The 15,447-nt window shown below is 71.5% G+C and carries 12 protein-coding genes; 2 read left to right on the forward strand and 10 right to left on the reverse strand.

Annotated features, from left to right (window positions below; translation table 11 throughout):
- Nucleotides 1-62 precede the first annotated feature (62 nt).
- The 6 genes from ACTJKO_RS09330 to ACTJKO_RS09355 all read right to left on the reverse strand — a co-directional run bounded on the left by ACTJKO_RS09330 (nucleotide 63) and on the right by ACTJKO_RS09355 (nucleotide 8,916).
- The gene (locus ACTJKO_RS09330; RefSeq protein WP_440687953.1) at nucleotides 63-2,069 is read right to left on the reverse strand and encodes a S53 family peptidase; all 2,007 of its coding nucleotides are present in this window, start codon (nucleotides 2,067-2,069) and stop codon (nucleotides 63-65) included.
- A 271-nt stretch (nucleotides 2,070-2,340) separates the two neighbouring features.
- Nucleotides 2,341-2,913, reverse strand: coding sequence for a hypothetical protein (locus tag ACTJKO_RS09335; protein ID WP_440687955.1), 573 nt, complete (start codon nucleotides 2,911-2,913; stop codon nucleotides 2,341-2,343).
- A gap of 10 nt (nucleotides 2,914-2,923) precedes the next feature.
- On the reverse strand, nucleotides 2,924-4,345 hold the full coding sequence (locus ACTJKO_RS09340; RefSeq protein WP_440687957.1) for an MFS transporter: 1,422 nt from the start codon (nucleotides 4,343-4,345) through the stop codon (nucleotides 2,924-2,926).
- A gap of 87 nt (nucleotides 4,346-4,432) precedes the next feature.
- On the reverse strand, nucleotides 4,433-5,578 hold the full coding sequence (locus tag ACTJKO_RS09345; protein ID WP_440687959.1) for a cystathionine gamma-synthase: 1,146 nt from the start codon (nucleotides 5,576-5,578) through the stop codon (nucleotides 4,433-4,435).
- A 31-nt stretch (nucleotides 5,579-5,609) separates the two neighbouring features.
- Nucleotides 5,610-6,974 (reverse strand): cystathionine beta-synthase, encoded by a 1,365-nt coding sequence (locus ACTJKO_RS09350; protein ID WP_440687961.1) that lies wholly within the window; start codon nucleotides 6,972-6,974, stop codon nucleotides 5,610-5,612.
- 67 nt (nucleotides 6,975-7,041) lie between these two features.
- A complete protein-coding gene (locus tag ACTJKO_RS09355) occupies nucleotides 7,042-8,916 on the reverse strand; it encodes an ABC transporter ATP-binding protein (RefSeq protein ID WP_440688018.1) in 1,875 nt (624 codons plus the stop codon).
- A 135-nt stretch (nucleotides 8,917-9,051) separates the two neighbouring features.
- On the opposite strand from ACTJKO_RS09355, the gene ACTJKO_RS09360 reads away from it, so the two are divergent.
- Together ACTJKO_RS09360 and ACTJKO_RS09365 are read left to right on the forward strand one after the other, a co-directional pair.
- On the forward strand, nucleotides 9,052-10,476 hold the full coding sequence (locus tag ACTJKO_RS09360) for an amino acid permease (protein ID WP_440687963.1): 1,425 nt from the start codon (nucleotides 9,052-9,054) through the stop codon (nucleotides 10,474-10,476).
- 223 nt (nucleotides 10,477-10,699) lie between these two features.
- The gene (locus ACTJKO_RS09365) at nucleotides 10,700-11,614 is read left to right on the forward strand and encodes a hypothetical protein (RefSeq protein ID WP_440687965.1); all 915 of its coding nucleotides are present in this window, start codon (nucleotides 10,700-10,702) and stop codon (nucleotides 11,612-11,614) included.
- 194 nt (nucleotides 11,615-11,808) lie between these two features.
- On the opposite strand, the gene rplL is transcribed toward ACTJKO_RS09365, so the two are convergent.
- From rplL to ACTJKO_RS09385, 4 genes are all read right to left on the reverse strand, one after another.
- The gene (rplL, locus tag ACTJKO_RS09370; RefSeq protein ID WP_022907351.1) at nucleotides 11,809-12,192 is read right to left on the reverse strand and encodes a 50S ribosomal protein L7/L12; all 384 of its coding nucleotides are present in this window, start codon (nucleotides 12,190-12,192) and stop codon (nucleotides 11,809-11,811) included.
- Between the two features lie 54 nt (nucleotides 12,193-12,246).
- Nucleotides 12,247-12,762, reverse strand: a complete 516-nt coding sequence (rplJ, locus tag ACTJKO_RS09375) for a 50S ribosomal protein L10 (protein ID WP_440687967.1) — start codon at nucleotides 12,760-12,762, stop codon at nucleotides 12,247-12,249.
- A 287-nt stretch (nucleotides 12,763-13,049) separates the two neighbouring features.
- Nucleotides 13,050-14,630 (reverse strand): sensor histidine kinase, encoded by a 1,581-nt coding sequence (locus ACTJKO_RS09380; RefSeq protein WP_440687969.1) that lies wholly within the window; start codon nucleotides 14,628-14,630, stop codon nucleotides 13,050-13,052.
- An 11-nt stretch (nucleotides 14,631-14,641) separates the two neighbouring features.
- Nucleotides 14,642-15,382, reverse strand: a complete 741-nt coding sequence (locus tag ACTJKO_RS09385) for a response regulator transcription factor (RefSeq protein ID WP_290131238.1) — start codon at nucleotides 15,380-15,382, stop codon at nucleotides 14,642-14,644.
- Nucleotides 15,383-15,447 lie beyond the last annotated feature (65 nt).

A 15,447-nucleotide genomic window follows, 5' to 3' on the forward strand; every position in this document is an offset into this window, starting at 1 on the left:
GACGGCCGTGACTGGAGGGACGGCGCCAGCCCGCACCGTCCCTCCAGTCCGTCGACCCGCCGTCAGCGGCGCGCGGCCTGCGTCATCCCCGAGAAGGACACCGCACCGAGCCCGGTGACGTCGTCGTAGCCCGGCGCCGTGGTGAGCGAGGTGTCGTGGTCGAGCGTCACGAGGTAGTCCTTGCCGGACGTGGCGCTCGTGTACGCCACGGCGAGCGGCGACGACGGCGTGCGCACGTCGGTGAACGCACCCGGCACCGCCTTGTCCGCCGCGTACAGCGTCGGGTTCGCGAACCCGAGCCGCGTGTGCGTGGACTGCTGCACGAGCGCCGACAGCGCCGCGGTGATCGGCGACGCGAGCGAGGTACCGCCGTACGTCTCGTTCTCGAAGTCACCGGTGGCGAGCGTCGAGTCGTCCGTGATCGGGCGGATGCCGATCGCGAACCCGGTGTACGGGTCGGCGAGCGCCGCGAGGTCCGGCGAGACGCGGTTGCCGTTCGCGAGCCCGGAGGGCACGACGCCCTTCTGGTACGCGGGCTCCGCGAAGAGGGTGCTGCGGCCACCACCGGCACCGCCTCCGACGAGGCCGCCGGGCAGCGGGGTCGAGTACACGTCGCCGCGGTCGCTGCTGACGATCTGGTCGAGGACGTCGCCCCAGCCGGTCTCGAACGTCTTGCGGCCGTCGGCGCCGACGCCGATCGCGGTACCGCCGACCGAGGTCACCCACGGGCTCGACGCCGGGAAGTCCGGCTGGGCGCTGCCGAGGGCCGCCGACTCGTCGCCGTTGTCGCCGCTCGAGAAGTACAGGCCGATGCCCTCGCCCGCCGCCTGGATGTGGAGGTTCTCCTGGCCGCGGATGCTCGACAGCGGCACGTTCTCGCCGACGTCGCCGTAGCTGTTGCTGACGAGGTTCGCGAGCCCCTGGTCGAGGATCTTCGACATGGCGACGTCGAGACCGCCGCCGCAGTTGGTGCCGCCGACGTAGAGGATCTTCGCGGCCGGGGCGACGCCGTGCACGGACTGCACGTCGAGGGTCTCCTCACCCTGCCACCCGCTCGGCTCCTGGCAGAGCGCGGTGTCGGTGAACTGCGAGGGCGACGGGACGCGCTGCTGGAACGTGGCGCTCGTCAGGGCCGGCTCGCCGTGCTGCGCGGAGTAGCTGTTCGTGTCCTGGACGATCGTGGGCGAGGCGTACGCGTCGATGATGGCGACCGTCTGGCCCTGGCCCTGGACGCCCTTCGCGGCGAGGCCGTCGACGCCGTACGCGGACCGGAGCTGCGACGGGACGTACCCGCAGGCGAAGGTGCGCACCGTCGTCTGCCCGTAGGCCGCGGGCACGGTGGCGGTGTGCTGCCCGTCGTACTGCGAGCACTTCGCGTCGATCCCCGTCGGCGCGGTTGCCTGCTGGCGGAGGGTCCGTGCGGGTGTGGAGGTCGCGGGGGTCTCGCCCTGCTGGACGAGCTCGGGGTGGGTGAGCAGGCGCCCCTGGTCGACGCTGACGCCGCTGACGATTCCGGCGAGGGACGACGGCAGCGACGGTGCGGTGGACGGCGCGACGAGGGTCCGGCCGGCGTGCCGGTAGCTGTGCAGCGAGGTGCCGAGCACCCCGTTCACGACCGACGCCGGGCCGCGGAACACGACGAACTCGTGGCTGGCCGGTACGGCGGTGATCGTGAGTCCCTGCGCTCGGAGGTACCCGGTGACCTGGTCGGCGTCCGCCTTCGTGGGGGCGTACTTCGCGATCCACGCCGCGGGGGTCAGCGGCTTGCGGTAGCGGGCGTTGCCGGGGGTCGACACGGCGGTGGCGAGTGCCTCGGCGCCGTGCTGGTCCTTGAGCGGCAGGTACACCTCGCCCTCGACGTCGGTGCTCGCGGCGACCGTGCCGGCGTCGTTGGCCGCGGTCGCCCACGCGGGCGTGGAGTCGGGCAGGGTGTGCCGGGTCGCGGCGTTCGCGGGACCGGCGGCGAGCAGCACTGCGCCGATCGTGCAGGCGGCCGTGGTGAGGGCGATCGCGGTGGTGCGGGTGCGGTGGGTGTCGTGTCGACGTGGCGTCGGTGGGCGTCGTTGCACTTCGGGTTCCTCTCGAGGGTCCCGCCGCGGTCACGGGTCGCTGGGCGGTCCGTTCCCAGCGGGTTCGTGGGATGCGGTGAGCCGACTGTAATGAGCCCGGTGCAGCACCGGACAGTCGGTGGTTCCACCGACGAACGATGTCACCCGTTCGGGGGCCGAAGCTGTCGCTCTGCTCAGCGGACGACCCGCTGCGCAGGCGGGGTACCTCCGGGCAGCTGGACGCCCGCCCTGAACCCGTCGCTGCCCCTTGCGGAGGACGCCGACGGTGCGCTCACCCGCGTGCGGGCTTCTCGCCGCGCTGGAGGGACAGGACCACCGCGGTCGCACGTGCGGCCGTGGCGGCGTCGGAGTCCATGCCCTGCACGCGGTAGTCGGCCGAGACACCGTCGCCCCCGGTGTTCGCGGTCGGGAGCGGGTCCCCGAGCGCGACGACGACCACGCCCGCGTCGTGGGCGTACTGGATGTCGCCGCTCAGCGCCGCCGGGTCGGCGGCCTCGACGAGCAGCACCTTCGCTCCGGCCCGCACTGCCTGACGGACCGCGGTCCGCTGGTCGCCGGCCGGATCCGCGGCTCCCGCGACCCGCACGTCCGGTCGGAAGCCCGCGGCCGTGAGGTCCCGCTCGAACCGGTCGGAGAGGGGCACGCCGCCGGAGGTCGGCCCGGGGGTGGCCGCGGCGGCGAGCAACACCACGCCGACGACCGCGTTCTGGTCGAAGCCGCCGTCGGAACTCGTCAGGTCGCTGCTCTGCACCGGCGTCGGCGCGACGGAGGTCGTGCCCTGGCAGCCGGTGAGGGCGAGCGCGGCGCCGACGACCACGGCGACGACGGCGATGCGGAGGGACACGGCCGACACGCTACCCGCCCGCGGCGGTTCCGGACGGCGCACTGGGCACCGCGTCGGGGAGGGCGGGCGCGTCCGGGACCGGTCCGAGGCGACGCACGGCGACGGTGGCGAGCAGCGCGATGACGGTCATGCCGCCGAACACGAGCGGGAACGACACCGGTCCGTCGGCACCGCCCGTGCCGATGAACAGCAGCCCGGTGACGGCCAGGCCGATGACGCTGCCGGCCGCGTCCGCGATGGTGAGCGCCGAGCTCGCGAAGCCGTCGTCGCCCTCGCCCGAGAACCGGAGCGTGAGCATCGAGGTCCGTGGGTAGATCGCCCCCATGCCTGCTCCGCCGACGAACCACCCGGCGACGAGCGTCCACCACGGCAGACCGAGCGACGCCACGGCCAGCGCGGTGAGGAGGCTGACGAGCACGAGCCCCAGCCCGATACCGAAGGTCCTGCCGGCGGTCAGGCGGTCTTCCCCGATGCGGCCGTGCAGCCAGCTCGCCCCCGCCCAGCTGAGCGCCGCGACGGTCAGGGCGAGCCCCGCTGCCGAGGCGGACAGGCCGTCCTCGGACTGCAGCAGGAAGGGCACGTAGGCCTCGCTGCCGAAGAAGGACGCGGCGACGAGCCCCCGGAGCAGGATCACCGACGGCAGCCCGGGCGCGGCGCGGAACGTCCCGGTGGGCAGCAGCGGGCGCAGCGCGAACCACGTGCCCACGAGTCCGACCACCACGGCGACGACGCGCGGCCACGGCCCGAGGTCGGGTGCGATGTTGAGGAGCAGGATCGCGAGCGCGGCGCCGACCGACCAGCCGATCCTCGCGCGCTGCCACGGGGGCCGGAGCTCGACCGCGGGCGGGTGCACGCGTCCGAGGGTCGGCACGAGCAGGGCGAAGGCACCGAGGGCGATCACGAGCGCTCCGGCGAACACCCAGTGCCAGTTCCACACGTCGGTCACGATGCCGGCGAGCGCCGGGCCGATCAACGCCGGCACCACCCACGCAGCCGCGAACCCGGCGAACACCGGCCCGTGCAGGTCCGCCGGGAAGATGCGGGCGACGAGCACGTAGAGGACGACGTCGATCGCTCCGGCCCCGAACCCCTCGATCAGCCGGCCCGCCAGGAACACCCCCATCGTCGGCGCGGTCATCACGACGGCGGTGCCGACGGCGAAGAGGACGGCCGAGACCCACGCGACGATCCGTCCGCCGGCGCGGTCCGTCCAGTTGCCGGCGAGCACCATCCCCGGGACGCCGGCGGCGAGGGGTGCCGCGAAGGCGAGCGCGTAGAGGCTCTCGCCGTCGAGGTCACGGCTGATCTCCGGCATGACGGTCGTCATCGCCAGGTTCTGGAACGCCGCCACGGCGACGATCGCGACCATGCCGATCGTGGCGAGCGCGTACGGGCCGCTGAACAGACTGGTCCTCGTCCCCGTGGTGCTCACCGTGTCATCGTAGGCCCACCACCGACGCGACGGCAGGACGGACGGGAGGCGCGGTGCGGCGCCGGTGCGCGCCTCCCGTCCGTCGCGTCAGCGCGCGAGCGCCTGCTGCAGGTCCGCGACGAGGTCGCCGGCGTCCTCGATGCCGACCGAGAGGCGCACGACGTTCTCCGGCACCGCGAGCTCCGTGCCCCGGACGGACGCGTGGGTCATCTCGGAGGGGTAGCCGATGAGCGATTCCACCCCACCGAGCGACTCGGCGAGCGCGAAGAGCTCGGTCGACTCCGCGAACCGCCGCGCTGCCGCGGCACCGCCGGTCAGCGCCACCGAGAGCATGCCGCCGAAGCCGCGCATCTGGCGAGCGGCCACGTCGTGCCCGGGGTGGTCGGCGAGGCCCGGGTAGTAGACGCGCTCCACTCCGGGCGCCGCGACGAGCGCTTCGGCGACCGCCTGCGCGTTCTGCGAGTGGCGCTCCATCCGGACCGCGAGGGTCTTGATGCCGCGGGTGGTCAGGAACGCGTCGAACGGCGAGGAGATCGCCCCCGCGCCGAACTGCAGGAACTGCACCTTCGCCGCGAGTTCCTCGTCCGCGAGCACCACCGCGCCACCGACGACGTCCGAGTGTCCGCCGAGGTACTTCGTGGTCGAGTACACGACCACGTCGGCGCCGAGGGAGAGCGGCTGCTGGAGGTACGGCGAGGCGAAGGTGTTGTCGACCACCACGAGCGCACCCGACTCGTGCCCGAGGGTGGCGAGCGCGGCGATGTCGGCGATCTTCATGAGGGGGTTCGTCGGCGTCTCGACCCAGAGCAGCGTCTGGGCGGGAGCGCCCTCGAGCGCACCGCGGACCTGGTCGAGGTCGCTCATGTCGACGACCACGAGCTCGACACCCCACGGCACGTGCAGGCGGCTCACGAGCCGGTGCGTGCCGCCGTACACGTCGTTGCCCATGACCACGCGGGCTCCGGGGGCGAGGGAGGCACGGAGCAGCGCGTCCTCCGCCGCGAGGCCGGACGCGAACGAGTACGCCGCCACCCCGCCGTCGAGGTCGGCGAGGAGCGTCTGCAGCGAGTCGCGCGTCGGGTTGCCGGCGCGGGAGTACTCGTACCCGTTGCGCATCCCGCCGATGCCGTCCTGCACGTAGGTGGAGGTGAGGTGGATCGGCGGGATGACGGCGCCGGTCGGTCCGTCGGGCTCCTGGCCGGAGTGGACGGCACGGGTGCTGAACTCGGTCATGCTGGCTGCGTTCCTTGATCGGGGGTCGGGGTCACTCGGACAGGTAGGTGAGCAGGTCGTGCCGGGTGAGCACGGTGACCGGCTTGCCGTCCTCGACGACGAGGAGCGCGTCGACCGTCTCCAGCGCGCGACGGGCGGCCGAGACCGACTCCCCGACGCCGATGAGCGGCAGCGGCTCCCCCACGAAGCCGGACAGGGCGTCCGCCATCTTCGCGGCGCCGGTGAAGACCTGCTCGAGCAGCGCCTTCTCCTCGACGGCGCCGACGACCTCGCCGATGACGACCGGCGGCTCCGCGCTGAGCACGGGCATCTGCGAGACGCCGTACTTCGTCATGATGTCGACGACCTCGCGCACCGTGTCCGCCGGGTGCGCGTGCACGAGGTCCGGCAGGCGGCCGTCCTTGCCCGCGATGAGCGATCCGACCGTGCGCTCGTCGTCGGTCTCGGCGAAGCCGTAGGAGCGCATCCACCGGTCGTTGAAGATCTTGCCGAGGTAGCCGCGGCCGCCGTCCGGGAGGAGCACCACGACGACGTCGTCCTCCGTGAGGTCGCGAGCGGCGCGCAACGCGGCGACGACCGCCATGCCGCTCGAGCCGCCCACCAGGAGCCCTTCCTCGCGTGCGAGGCGCCGGGTCATCGCGAACGAGTCGGCGTCCGACACGGCGATGATCTCGTCCGGGACGTCGGCGTCGTAGGCACCGGGCCAGAAGTCCTCACCCACGCCCTCGACGAGGTACGGCCGACCGGTGCCGCCGGAGTAGACGGAGCCCTCGGGGTCCGCGCCGACGATCCGGACCCGGCCCTCGGACGCCTCCTTCAGGAAGCGTCCGGTCCCCGAGATCGTGCCGCCGGTGCCGACGCCCGCGACGAAGTGCGTGATGCGCTGCTCGGTGTCCCGCCAGATCTCCGGACCGGTGGTCTCGTAGTGGCTGCGGGGGCCGTTGGGGTTCGCGTACTGGTTCGGCTTGTACGCGCCGGGGATCTCCCGCACGAGCCGGTCGGACACCGAGTAGTAGGACTCGGGGTGCTCCGGCGGCACGGCGGTCGGCGTCACGACGATCTCGGCGCCGTAGGCCGTGAGCACGTTCCGCTTGTCCTCGCCGACCTTGTCGGGCAGCACGAACACGCACCGGTAGCCGCGCTGCTGGGCGACGAGGGCCAGCCCGACGCCGGTGTTGCCCGAGGTGGGCTCGACGATCGTTCCACCGGGCCGCAGGTCGCCCGAGGCCTCGGCGGCGTCGATGATCCGCGTGGCGATCCGGTCCTTCGAGGAGCCGCCGGGGTTGAGGTACTCGACCTTCACGAGGACGGTCGCACGGACCCCCTCGGTCACCCGGTTGAGCTTGACGAGCGGGGTGTCGCCGACGAGGTCGACGACGGAGTTCGCGTAACGCACGCCGTCGAGTCTAGGCGGCGTGCTCCGGCGACCGCTGGTTCCGTTGCCCCCGATGTCTCGGGCCGGGTCAGCTGCCGACGGCGTCGGCGGGGGCGTTCTGCTGGTGGTGCAGCGTCGCGTAGACCCCCTCGCGCGCGAGCAGGTCGTCGTGGGTGCCCTGCTCGACGATCCGTCCGTGGTCGAGGACGAAGATGACGTCGGCGTCGCGGATCGTCGACAGGCGGTGCGCGATCGAGATGGTGGTGCGACCTGCGGCGGCGGTGTCGAGCGCGGTCTGCACGACGCGCTCGGAGATGGAGTCGAGGGCGCTCGTCGCCTCGTCGAGCACGAGCACCGGCGGGTCCTTGAGCAGCACCCGCGCGATCGCGATGCGCTGCTTCTCGCCGCCGGACAGGCGGTACCCGCGCTCCCCGACGATGGTGTCGTACGCGTCGGGGAAGGAGGCGATCGTCTCGTGGATGTTCGCTGCGCGCGCCGCCGCCTCGAGTTCGGCGTCGGTGGCGTCCGGCTTCGCGTAGCGGAGGTTGTCACGGATGGAGGCGTGGAAGAGGTAGGTCTCCTGGCTGACGATGCCGACGTGCCGCATGAGGTCCTCGTGCACCAGGTCCCGCACGTCCTGCCCGGCGAACCGCACCGATCCCGAGGTCGCCTCGTACAGTCGCGGGACGAGGTACGACACGGTCGTCTTGCCCGCTCCCGACGGTCCCACGAAGGCGGCGAACTGGCCGGGCTGCAGCTCGAACGAGACCCCGCGGAGGGTCGGCTTGTCCGGCTCGCCGTCCGGGTAGGTGAACGTCACGTCGTCGAACGCCACGTGCCCCACGCGGGACTCGTCCACCGGTTTCGCCGTCGCGGAGTCGGTGATCGCGGGCTGCAGGTCGAGGTACTCGAAGATGCGGGCGAACAGGGCCCCCGACGTCTGCAGGTCGAGCACCACGCGGAGCAGCCCCACGGTCGGGAAGAGCAGGCGAGACTGCACGGTCGTGAACGCGACGATCGTGCCCGCCGTGACCGGCACGTCGCCGAGGATGAGGTAGGCGGCGACGACGTAGATGATCGCCGGGATGATCGAGAGGAAGATCTGCACGATCGCGAAGAACCACTGCCCGGACATCTGCTGACGCACCTGCAGCCGGATCTGGTTCCGGTTCTCGGCGCCGTAGCGCTGCGTCTCGCTGCGCTGCTGGTTGAAGCTCTTGGCGAGCAGGATGCCGGAGACGCTGAGCGCCTCCTGGGTGATCGCGGTCATGTCGGACAGCGACTCCTGCGTCTCCGCCGCGATGCGGGCGCGCACCTGGCCCACCCGGCGCTGTGCGATCACGAGCAGCGGCAGCAGGACCACCGCGACGATCGTCATCTGCCAGCTCAGCAGCACCATCGCGACGACCGCGGCGATCACGGTCACGGTGTTGCCGAGCACCGACGAGATCGTGTTGTTCAGCACGCTGGCGACGCCACCGACGTCGTTCTGCAGACGGGACTGGATCACGCCGGTCTTGGTGCGGGTGAAGAACGCCAGCTCCATGCGCTGGAGGTGCCCGAACAGGCGCATGCGCATGGAGCCCATGACCTTGTTGCCGACGGTGGCGGTCAGGTACGTCTGCCAGACGCCGACGCCGGCGCTCGCGATCCAGAGCGCGACCATGGCCCCGACGAGCAGGTACAGGACGGGGAGGTCCGGGCCGCCGCCGCCCTTCGGGAAGAGGCCCTCGTCGAAGGCGCGCTGGGTGAGCAGCGGCGGGATCACCGAGATCGCCGCGCCGACGAGGACGAGCACGACCGTCAGGAGGATCGCGTTGCGGTGCGGGACGAACAGCCCCGAGATCCGCCGCAGCAGGTGCGGGATCCGTGGCGCCTCGGCGTTCGCGGCCTTCTGCGCTGCGTAGTCGCCGCTGGAGATGCGACCACCGCGCATGCCGCCGCCGCGCATCCCGCCGCCCATGCTCACGACGCGTCGCTCCTGCCCATGCTGCAAACCTAGCCCCGAGCGCGGACATCGAGGGCACCGGCACATTTGACCCTGTTCAGGGGGCATGCGACCATTTCCCGTCCCCTTCCCCGCACCACCCGAGGTTCCATGACGTCCGCGCCCACCCGCCCCACGTCCCTCCGCTCGCAGCTGGCACGGCGGAAGCCGATCGAAGTGCTGCAGGCCGAAGCCGCGACGGGTGTGAACGGCGAACCACTGCGTCGGTCGCTCGGTGTGTGGCACCTCACGATGATCAGCGTCGGCGCCACCCTCGGTACCGGAATCCTCGTCGTGCTCGGGACCGCCGTGCCCCTCGCCGGGCCCGCGGTGTGGATCTCGTTCGTCCTCGCCGGCGTGGCCGCGCTGCTGTCGGCGCTGTCGTACGCCGAGATGGCCGGAGCCGTGCCCACCTCCGGGTCGAGCTACTCGTACACCTACGCGACCATGGGCGAGGGCATCGCCTGGGTGTGCGGCTGGTGCCTGGTCCTCGAGTACGCGGTGTCCGTCGCAGCCGTCGCGGTCGGCGCGAGCGAGTACGTCGACGAGACGCTGCGCGTGTTCGGGCTGCACCTGCCGCAGGCGCTGTCGGCACCTCCGGGCGACGGCGGCGTCGTCAACCTGCCGGCGGCGGTGCTGGTGCTGCTCGCCACGGCGATCCTGCTGCCCGGCGCCCGCGAGAGCGCGTGGGTGAACACGCTCATGGTCGTCGTGAAGATCGCCCTGTTGGTGTTCTTCGTCATCGTGGCGTTCTCGGCGTTCCGGGCGCAGAACTTCGAGCCGCTCGCCCCGATGGGTGCCGCGGGTGTCACGGCCGCCGCGTCGAGGCTCTTCTTCTCGTACATCGGCTTCGACGCCGCCTCGACCGCGGGCGAGGAGGCGAAGAACCCCCGCCGTGACCTCCCCCGCGCGATCATCGGCTCGATCGCCCTCATCACGGCGCTGTACATCCTGGTGGCGATCGCCGCGATCGGGGCCCGGTCGTGGACGTCGTTCTCCTCGTCGGAGGCGTCGCTCGTGCGGATCGTCGTCGACGTCACCGGGCAGCCGCTCGTGGCGCTGGTGTTCTCGATCGGGGCGGTCATCGCGATCGCGAGCGTCGTGCTCACCGTGCTCTACGGACAGACCCGCATCCTGCTGACCATGGCGCGCGACGGCCTCGTGCCGAAGGTGTTCGGTCGGGTCTCCCGCCGCACCGGGACGCCGGTCGCCAACACACTCATCATCGGCGTCGTCGTGACGATCGTCGCCGCGCTCGTGCCGCTCGGGGAGCTCGCCGACGCGACGAGCATCGGCACCCTCGTGGCGTTCGCCCTCGTGAACGTGTCCGTCATCGTGCTCCGTCGCACCCAGCCGACGCTCGAGCGCTCGTACCGGGTGCCGCTGTTCCCCGTCGTGCCGATCCTCGGCGCGCTGTGCTGCGTGCTGCTCGCGGTGTTCCTCGGCGTCGGGACCTGGATCGCGTTCGGCGTCTGGATGGTCGCCGGCGCGCTGCTCTACCTGGCCTACGGCCGCCGCCACAGCACGCTGCGCTGACGCGGCCGGCCGCGCGGCGCCGGCCGCGCCGGCCGCGCCGGCCGGGACCCGAGTCTCGCGCTGGGCGACACTTCTCGCGCTCTGAGGCGCGAGAAGTGTCGCCCAGACCGAGTCTCGTCACGTCCGCCACGAGACTCGTCCACATGCCGGGAGGCGCGGCAGAACATCCACACGTGAGCTCGAGCCCGGCCTGACGTTGCCTCCGTCCGGCAACGATGCGGTCATGGAAACCCAGGCACCAATCCTCCTCCGCGCGACCGGCCACGACCCCGGCGGCGACCGTTCCCTGCAACGGAGACACCGCGCCGGTCAGCTCGTCCGGCTCGCCCAGGGCGTGTACGTCGAGTCACGACGGTGGGAGCGGCTGGATCCCGTCGATCAGCACGTCCTCCTCGCGAGGGCGGTCGCCCCGTCCGTCCGGAGGTCCGCCGCGTTCTCCCACGTCACCGCCGCGATAGCGTACGGGTGGCCGTTCATCGGCCGACCGCCGGACCGGGTCCACGTGACGGACGGGGCCACCATCAGGACCGAGCACCGCGCGCACCTCGTGCGGCATGCCGGGACGCCGGCGTGCGGTCGAGCGACCCTTGGCGGAGTGCCGATCACGACCGTCCTGCAGACCGCGCTCGACCTTGCGGCAACGCTGGAACCTGCGGTCGCAGCAGTGGCCATCGACCACGCCGTCCGGACCGGTGCGCTCGGGGTGGACGTCTTCGCTGGAGCCCTGCCGCCAGGGCCCCGACGCGGCTCCGTCCGTTCGCGCACCGTGGCCGCCGCGCTCGACCCCGGACACGAGTCAGCCGGCGAGTCGTACGCCTCGATCCGGATGGTCGAACTCGGCCTCCCACGCCCCGTGGTCCAGCAGGAGTTCAGGCACCGTGACGGCGTGGTGGACCGTGTGGACTTCTGGTTCCCCGAGCTCGGTGTCGTGGTCGAGTTCGACGGCAAGCAGAAGTACTCCGACACACAGATGTTGGCCGGCAGAACTCCCTCCGACGCCGTCTGGCAGGAGAAGATCCGCGAGGATCGGCTCCGGTCGCTCCCCGACGTCCGGACCGTCGTGCGTCCGACCTGGTGGCACCTCGTCGATCCGGAGCGCCTCCGGACCCTGTTCCGCCAGCACTCCGTTGTGATCTGACGACCCGAGTCTCGGCAAGCCGCCCCCGAGACTCGCCCTCAGCGACAGTTCTCGGGCTTCGGAGCGCGAGAACTGTCGGCCAGCCCGAGACTCGCGGCAGCGGCAGCGGCCGCCGCGCCGCCTCCCCGCCGCCCCGCACGCGACGAAGGCCGCCGCCCCGAGGGGCAGCGGCCTTCGTGACCGAACGGTCGAGACTACGCGAGCTCGATCGTGGCGCCGGCGGCCTCGAGGGCCTCCTTCGCCTTGTCGGCCGTCTCCTTGTTGACACCCTCGAGGATCTTGGCGTCAGCGGTCTCGACGAGCGCCTTGGCCTCGCCGAGGCCGAGCGACGTGAGGCCACGGACCTCCTTGATGACCTGGATCTTCTTGTCACCAGCGGACTTGAGGACGACGTCGAACTCCGACTTCTCCTCAGCAGCCTCGGCCGGGGCGCCGGCAGCGGCCGGGGCGGCAGCGGCGACCGGAGCGGCCGCGGTGACCTCGAAGACCTCTTCGAACTTCTTCACGAAGTCCGAGAGCTCGATGAGCGTGAGCTCCTTGAAGGCCTCGATGAGCTCGTCCTGCGAAAGCTTCGCCATGATTGTCTCCTACTACTTACTGATGCGTGGTGTGGTTGTGGAACGCGTGCCCGATCAGGCCGCGGACTCCTGCTTCTCGCGGAGGGCGTCCACCGTGCGGACGGCCTGCGAGAGGGGTGCGTTGAACAGGTACGCAGCACCGAACAGCGAGGCCTTGAAGGCGCCGGCGAGCTTGCCGAGCAGGACTTCACGGGACTCGAGGTCGGCGAGCTTGTCCACCTCGGTCGCGGAGAGCGGGTTACCGTCGAAGTAACCACCCTTCACCACGAGCTCGGGGTTCGCCTTGGCGAATGCACGCAGCGACTTCGCGACGGCGACGGTGTCACCGTGGACGAAGGCGAGAGCGGACGGACCGGCGAGCTCGTCGTCGAACGACGTGATGCCGGCGTTGTTCGCCGCGATCTTGGTCAGCGTGTTCTTCACCACGGCGTACGTGGCGTGCTCACGGATCGACGTGCGGAGCTCCTTGAGCTGCGCGACCGTGAGACCGCGGTACTCGGTGAGCAGAACGGCGTTCGAGCTCCGGAAGGACTCCGTGAGCTCGGCGACCGCAGCTTCCTTGTTCGCCATGGTTCTCCTTGGGGGTGTCTTGCCGGGTAGCCCCAGGTCCACCACACATGAAAAAAGCTCCGGCGCAGAGGCTCGGAGCTGCTCCCCCGCGAACGAGAGGAGTGGTTCGGAACACCTGCGCGGGCTGCCTCACGAGTGAGGACCTTCGGTCCGTGTGCGAGCACACGGACAACCGGCGGTCTTTGGCTTCGAGAACTGTACCAGATGCAGTGGACGGCACCAAACGACGGACGGGAGGCGCGGTGCGGGCTGGCACCGCGCCTCCCGTCCGGTGCACCAGCGGTTCCCTACCCGCGGTCGGGGACGTCCGACCAGGCGGCCTCCGCCGGGTCCTGCTGCGCAGGAGCAGCCGGATCCGGAACAGCAGCCGGGTCGGGGCCAGCAGCCGGGTCGGGGACGGCAGGAGCCGCGCCGGCCTCCGACGCATGCGCCTGCTCCGTCGGCAGGTGCACCGTGAAGACGGTGTCGCCCGGCTCGCTCGTCACCTCGACGGACCCGCCGTGCGCCTGCACGACCGCGTCGACGATGGCGAGCCCGAGCCCCGTCGACCCCGCGGTCCGGGAGCGTGAGCTGTCCGCTCGGGCGAACCGCTCGAACAGCTTCGGCAGGAACTCCGGGTCGATGCCCTGCCCGGTGTCCCGCACGGTCAGGTCCACACCGTCGCCGCGTCCGGCGAGCCCGACGGTGATCCGGGTGCCGTCCGGCGTGTGGGTCCGGGCGTTCGTGACGAGGTTCACGATGACCTGGTGCAGCCGCGCGGCGTCCCCGGCGACGACGACCGGCGTCGACGGCACGTCCATCTCGATCGGGTGCTCGGGCGATGCGGCGTGCGCGTCGTTCACCGCGTCGAGCACGAGGCCGGTCAGGTCGACGTCGTCGAACTGGATCTCGCGGCCCTCGTCGAGCCGGGCGAGGAGCAGCAGGTCCTCGACCATGCTCGTCATGCGCTTCGACTCGGACTCGATCCGGCTCATGGCGTAGACGACGTCCTGCGGCAGGTCAGCGCCCATCCGTCGGGTCAACTCGGCGTAGCCGCGCACGGAGGCGAGCGGCGTGCGGAGTTCGTGCGAGGCGTCCGCGACGAACTGCCGGACCTTCTGCTCCGATCGTTCGCGTGCCTGCATGGCGCCGGCGATGTGGCCGAGCATGCGGTTGAACGCGGCACCGACCCGGCCGACCTCGGTGCGGGGGTCGGCGTCCGGTACACGGACGTCGTCCAGCGCGGTGCTGCGGTCGAGGGGCATGCGGGCCACCGACGACGCCGTCTCCGCGACCCGCTCGAGCGGTCGGAGTGATCGGCGGACGACGACGGCGGCCACGACGGATCCGGCGACGAGCGCTGCCACGACGACGATGAGGACCACGAGGAGCAGTGACCAGACGCTCTCGTAGACCGGCGACATCGGGAGCCCGACGACGAGGACCGCGGCGCCGAAGACCGGGTTGTCGACCTGCACCGCCGCGACACGGTACTTCCCGAGCGAGCCGCCGAGGTCCATCGTGGCCGGCGCCACCCCGACCTTGACCTGCCCGAGCCGGGCGAGCTGCGCGGACGAGAGCTGCAGGCGGGAGCTGTCCTCGGTGAGCACGATGCCGCCGGCTCCCCCGCCCGAGAAGTAGTAGGCGGTGAGCGTGCCCGCGGCCTGCCCGAGGGGCTGGAGCGCGTCGTCGTTCGGACGCTGCCCGTTCGGGTTCTGCTGTCCCTCGCCGAACTTGGTGCTGGCGCGGTTCGTCGCCTTCGACAGCTGCCCGTCGATCGCGCCGGTCTGGATGGACGCGAGCGCGATGATGCTCCCCGCCCCGATCACCGCGCTGACGGCGACGACGAGGGCGACGATGCTCAGGACGAGCCGGCGGCGCAGGGTCATGGACGCGGACCTCAGGAGGTCGGCTTGATGACGTACCCGACGCCACGCACGGTGTGGATCATCGGGGTCTCCCCGGCGTCGATCTTCTTGCGCAGGTAGGAGATGTAGATCTCGACGACGCTGGACTTGCCACCGAAGTCGTAGGACCACACGCGGTCGAGGATCTGCGCCTTCGACAGCACGCGGCGGGGGTTGCGCATGAGGAAGCGGAGGAGCTCGAACTCGGTGGCGGTCAGCTCGATCGGCCGCCCGGCGCGGGAGACCTCGTACGACTCCTCGTCGAGCACCAGGTCACCCACGACGATGCGTGAGTCCCCGGCCTCGGAGATCGAGATCTGCGATCGGCGGATGAGGCCCCGCAGCCGCGCCACGACCTCTTCGAGCGAGAACGGCTTCGTGACGTAGTCGTCGCCGCCCGCCGTGAGTCCGGTGACGCGGTCCTCGACGGAGTCCTTCGCGGTGAGGAACAGCACCGGCGTGTCGTCGTTGTTCTGACGGAGGCGGCTGAGCACCTGCAGCCCGTCGAGGTCCGGCATCATCACGTCGAGCACCATCGCGTCCGGCTTCCACTCGCGTGCCGTGGTCAGTGCGTCCTGGCCGCCGTTGGCGCTCTTGACGTCCCAGCCCTCGTAGCGGAGTGCCATGGACAGGAGGTCGGTGAGGCTGGCTTCGTCGTCGACGACGAGGATGCGCAACGGGGATCCGTCGGCACGCGTGAGGCGCGGGGCTGCTGCAGGCTGGGAGATGGTCACGTCTTCGAGTATCGAGAGATTCCTATGAGCCGTCTGTGGAGCGTCCCTCGGCGGTCTGTGGATCA

It is taken from the genome of Curtobacterium sp. 22159 (assembly GCF_052045775.1).
Lineage (GTDB): Bacteria > Actinomycetota > Actinomycetes > Actinomycetales > Microbacteriaceae > Curtobacterium.

What these genes read in the sequence shown, in the direction of transcription:
- ACTJKO_RS09345 (WP_440687959.1), bottom strand. Translation starts at nt 5,578, where the DNA reads ATGACCGAGTTCAGCACCCGTGCCGTCCACTCCGGCCAGGAGCCCGAC.
- ACTJKO_RS09355 (WP_440688018.1), bottom strand. Translation starts at nt 8,916, where the DNA reads ATGGGCGGCGGGATGCGCGGCGGCGGCATGCGCGGTGGTCGCATCTCC.
- ACTJKO_RS09360 (WP_440687963.1), top strand. Translation starts at nt 9,052, where the DNA reads ATGACGTCCGCGCCCACCCGCCCCACGTCCCTCCGCTCGCAGCTGGCA.
- ACTJKO_RS09365 (WP_440687965.1), top strand. Translation starts at nt 10,700, where the DNA reads ATGGAAACCCAGGCACCAATCCTCCTCCGCGCGACCGGCCACGACCCC.
- rplL (WP_022907351.1), bottom strand. Translation starts at nt 12,192, where the DNA reads ATGGCGAAGCTTTCGCAGGACGAGCTCATCGAGGCCTTCAAGGAGCTC.
- rplJ (WP_440687967.1), bottom strand. Translation starts at nt 12,762, where the DNA reads ATGGCGAACAAGGAAGCTGCGGTCGCCGAGCTCACGGAGTCCTTCCGG.
- ACTJKO_RS09380 (WP_440687969.1), bottom strand. Translation starts at nt 14,630, where the DNA reads ATGACCCTGCGCCGCCGGCTCGTCCTGAGCATCGTCGCCCTCGTCGTC.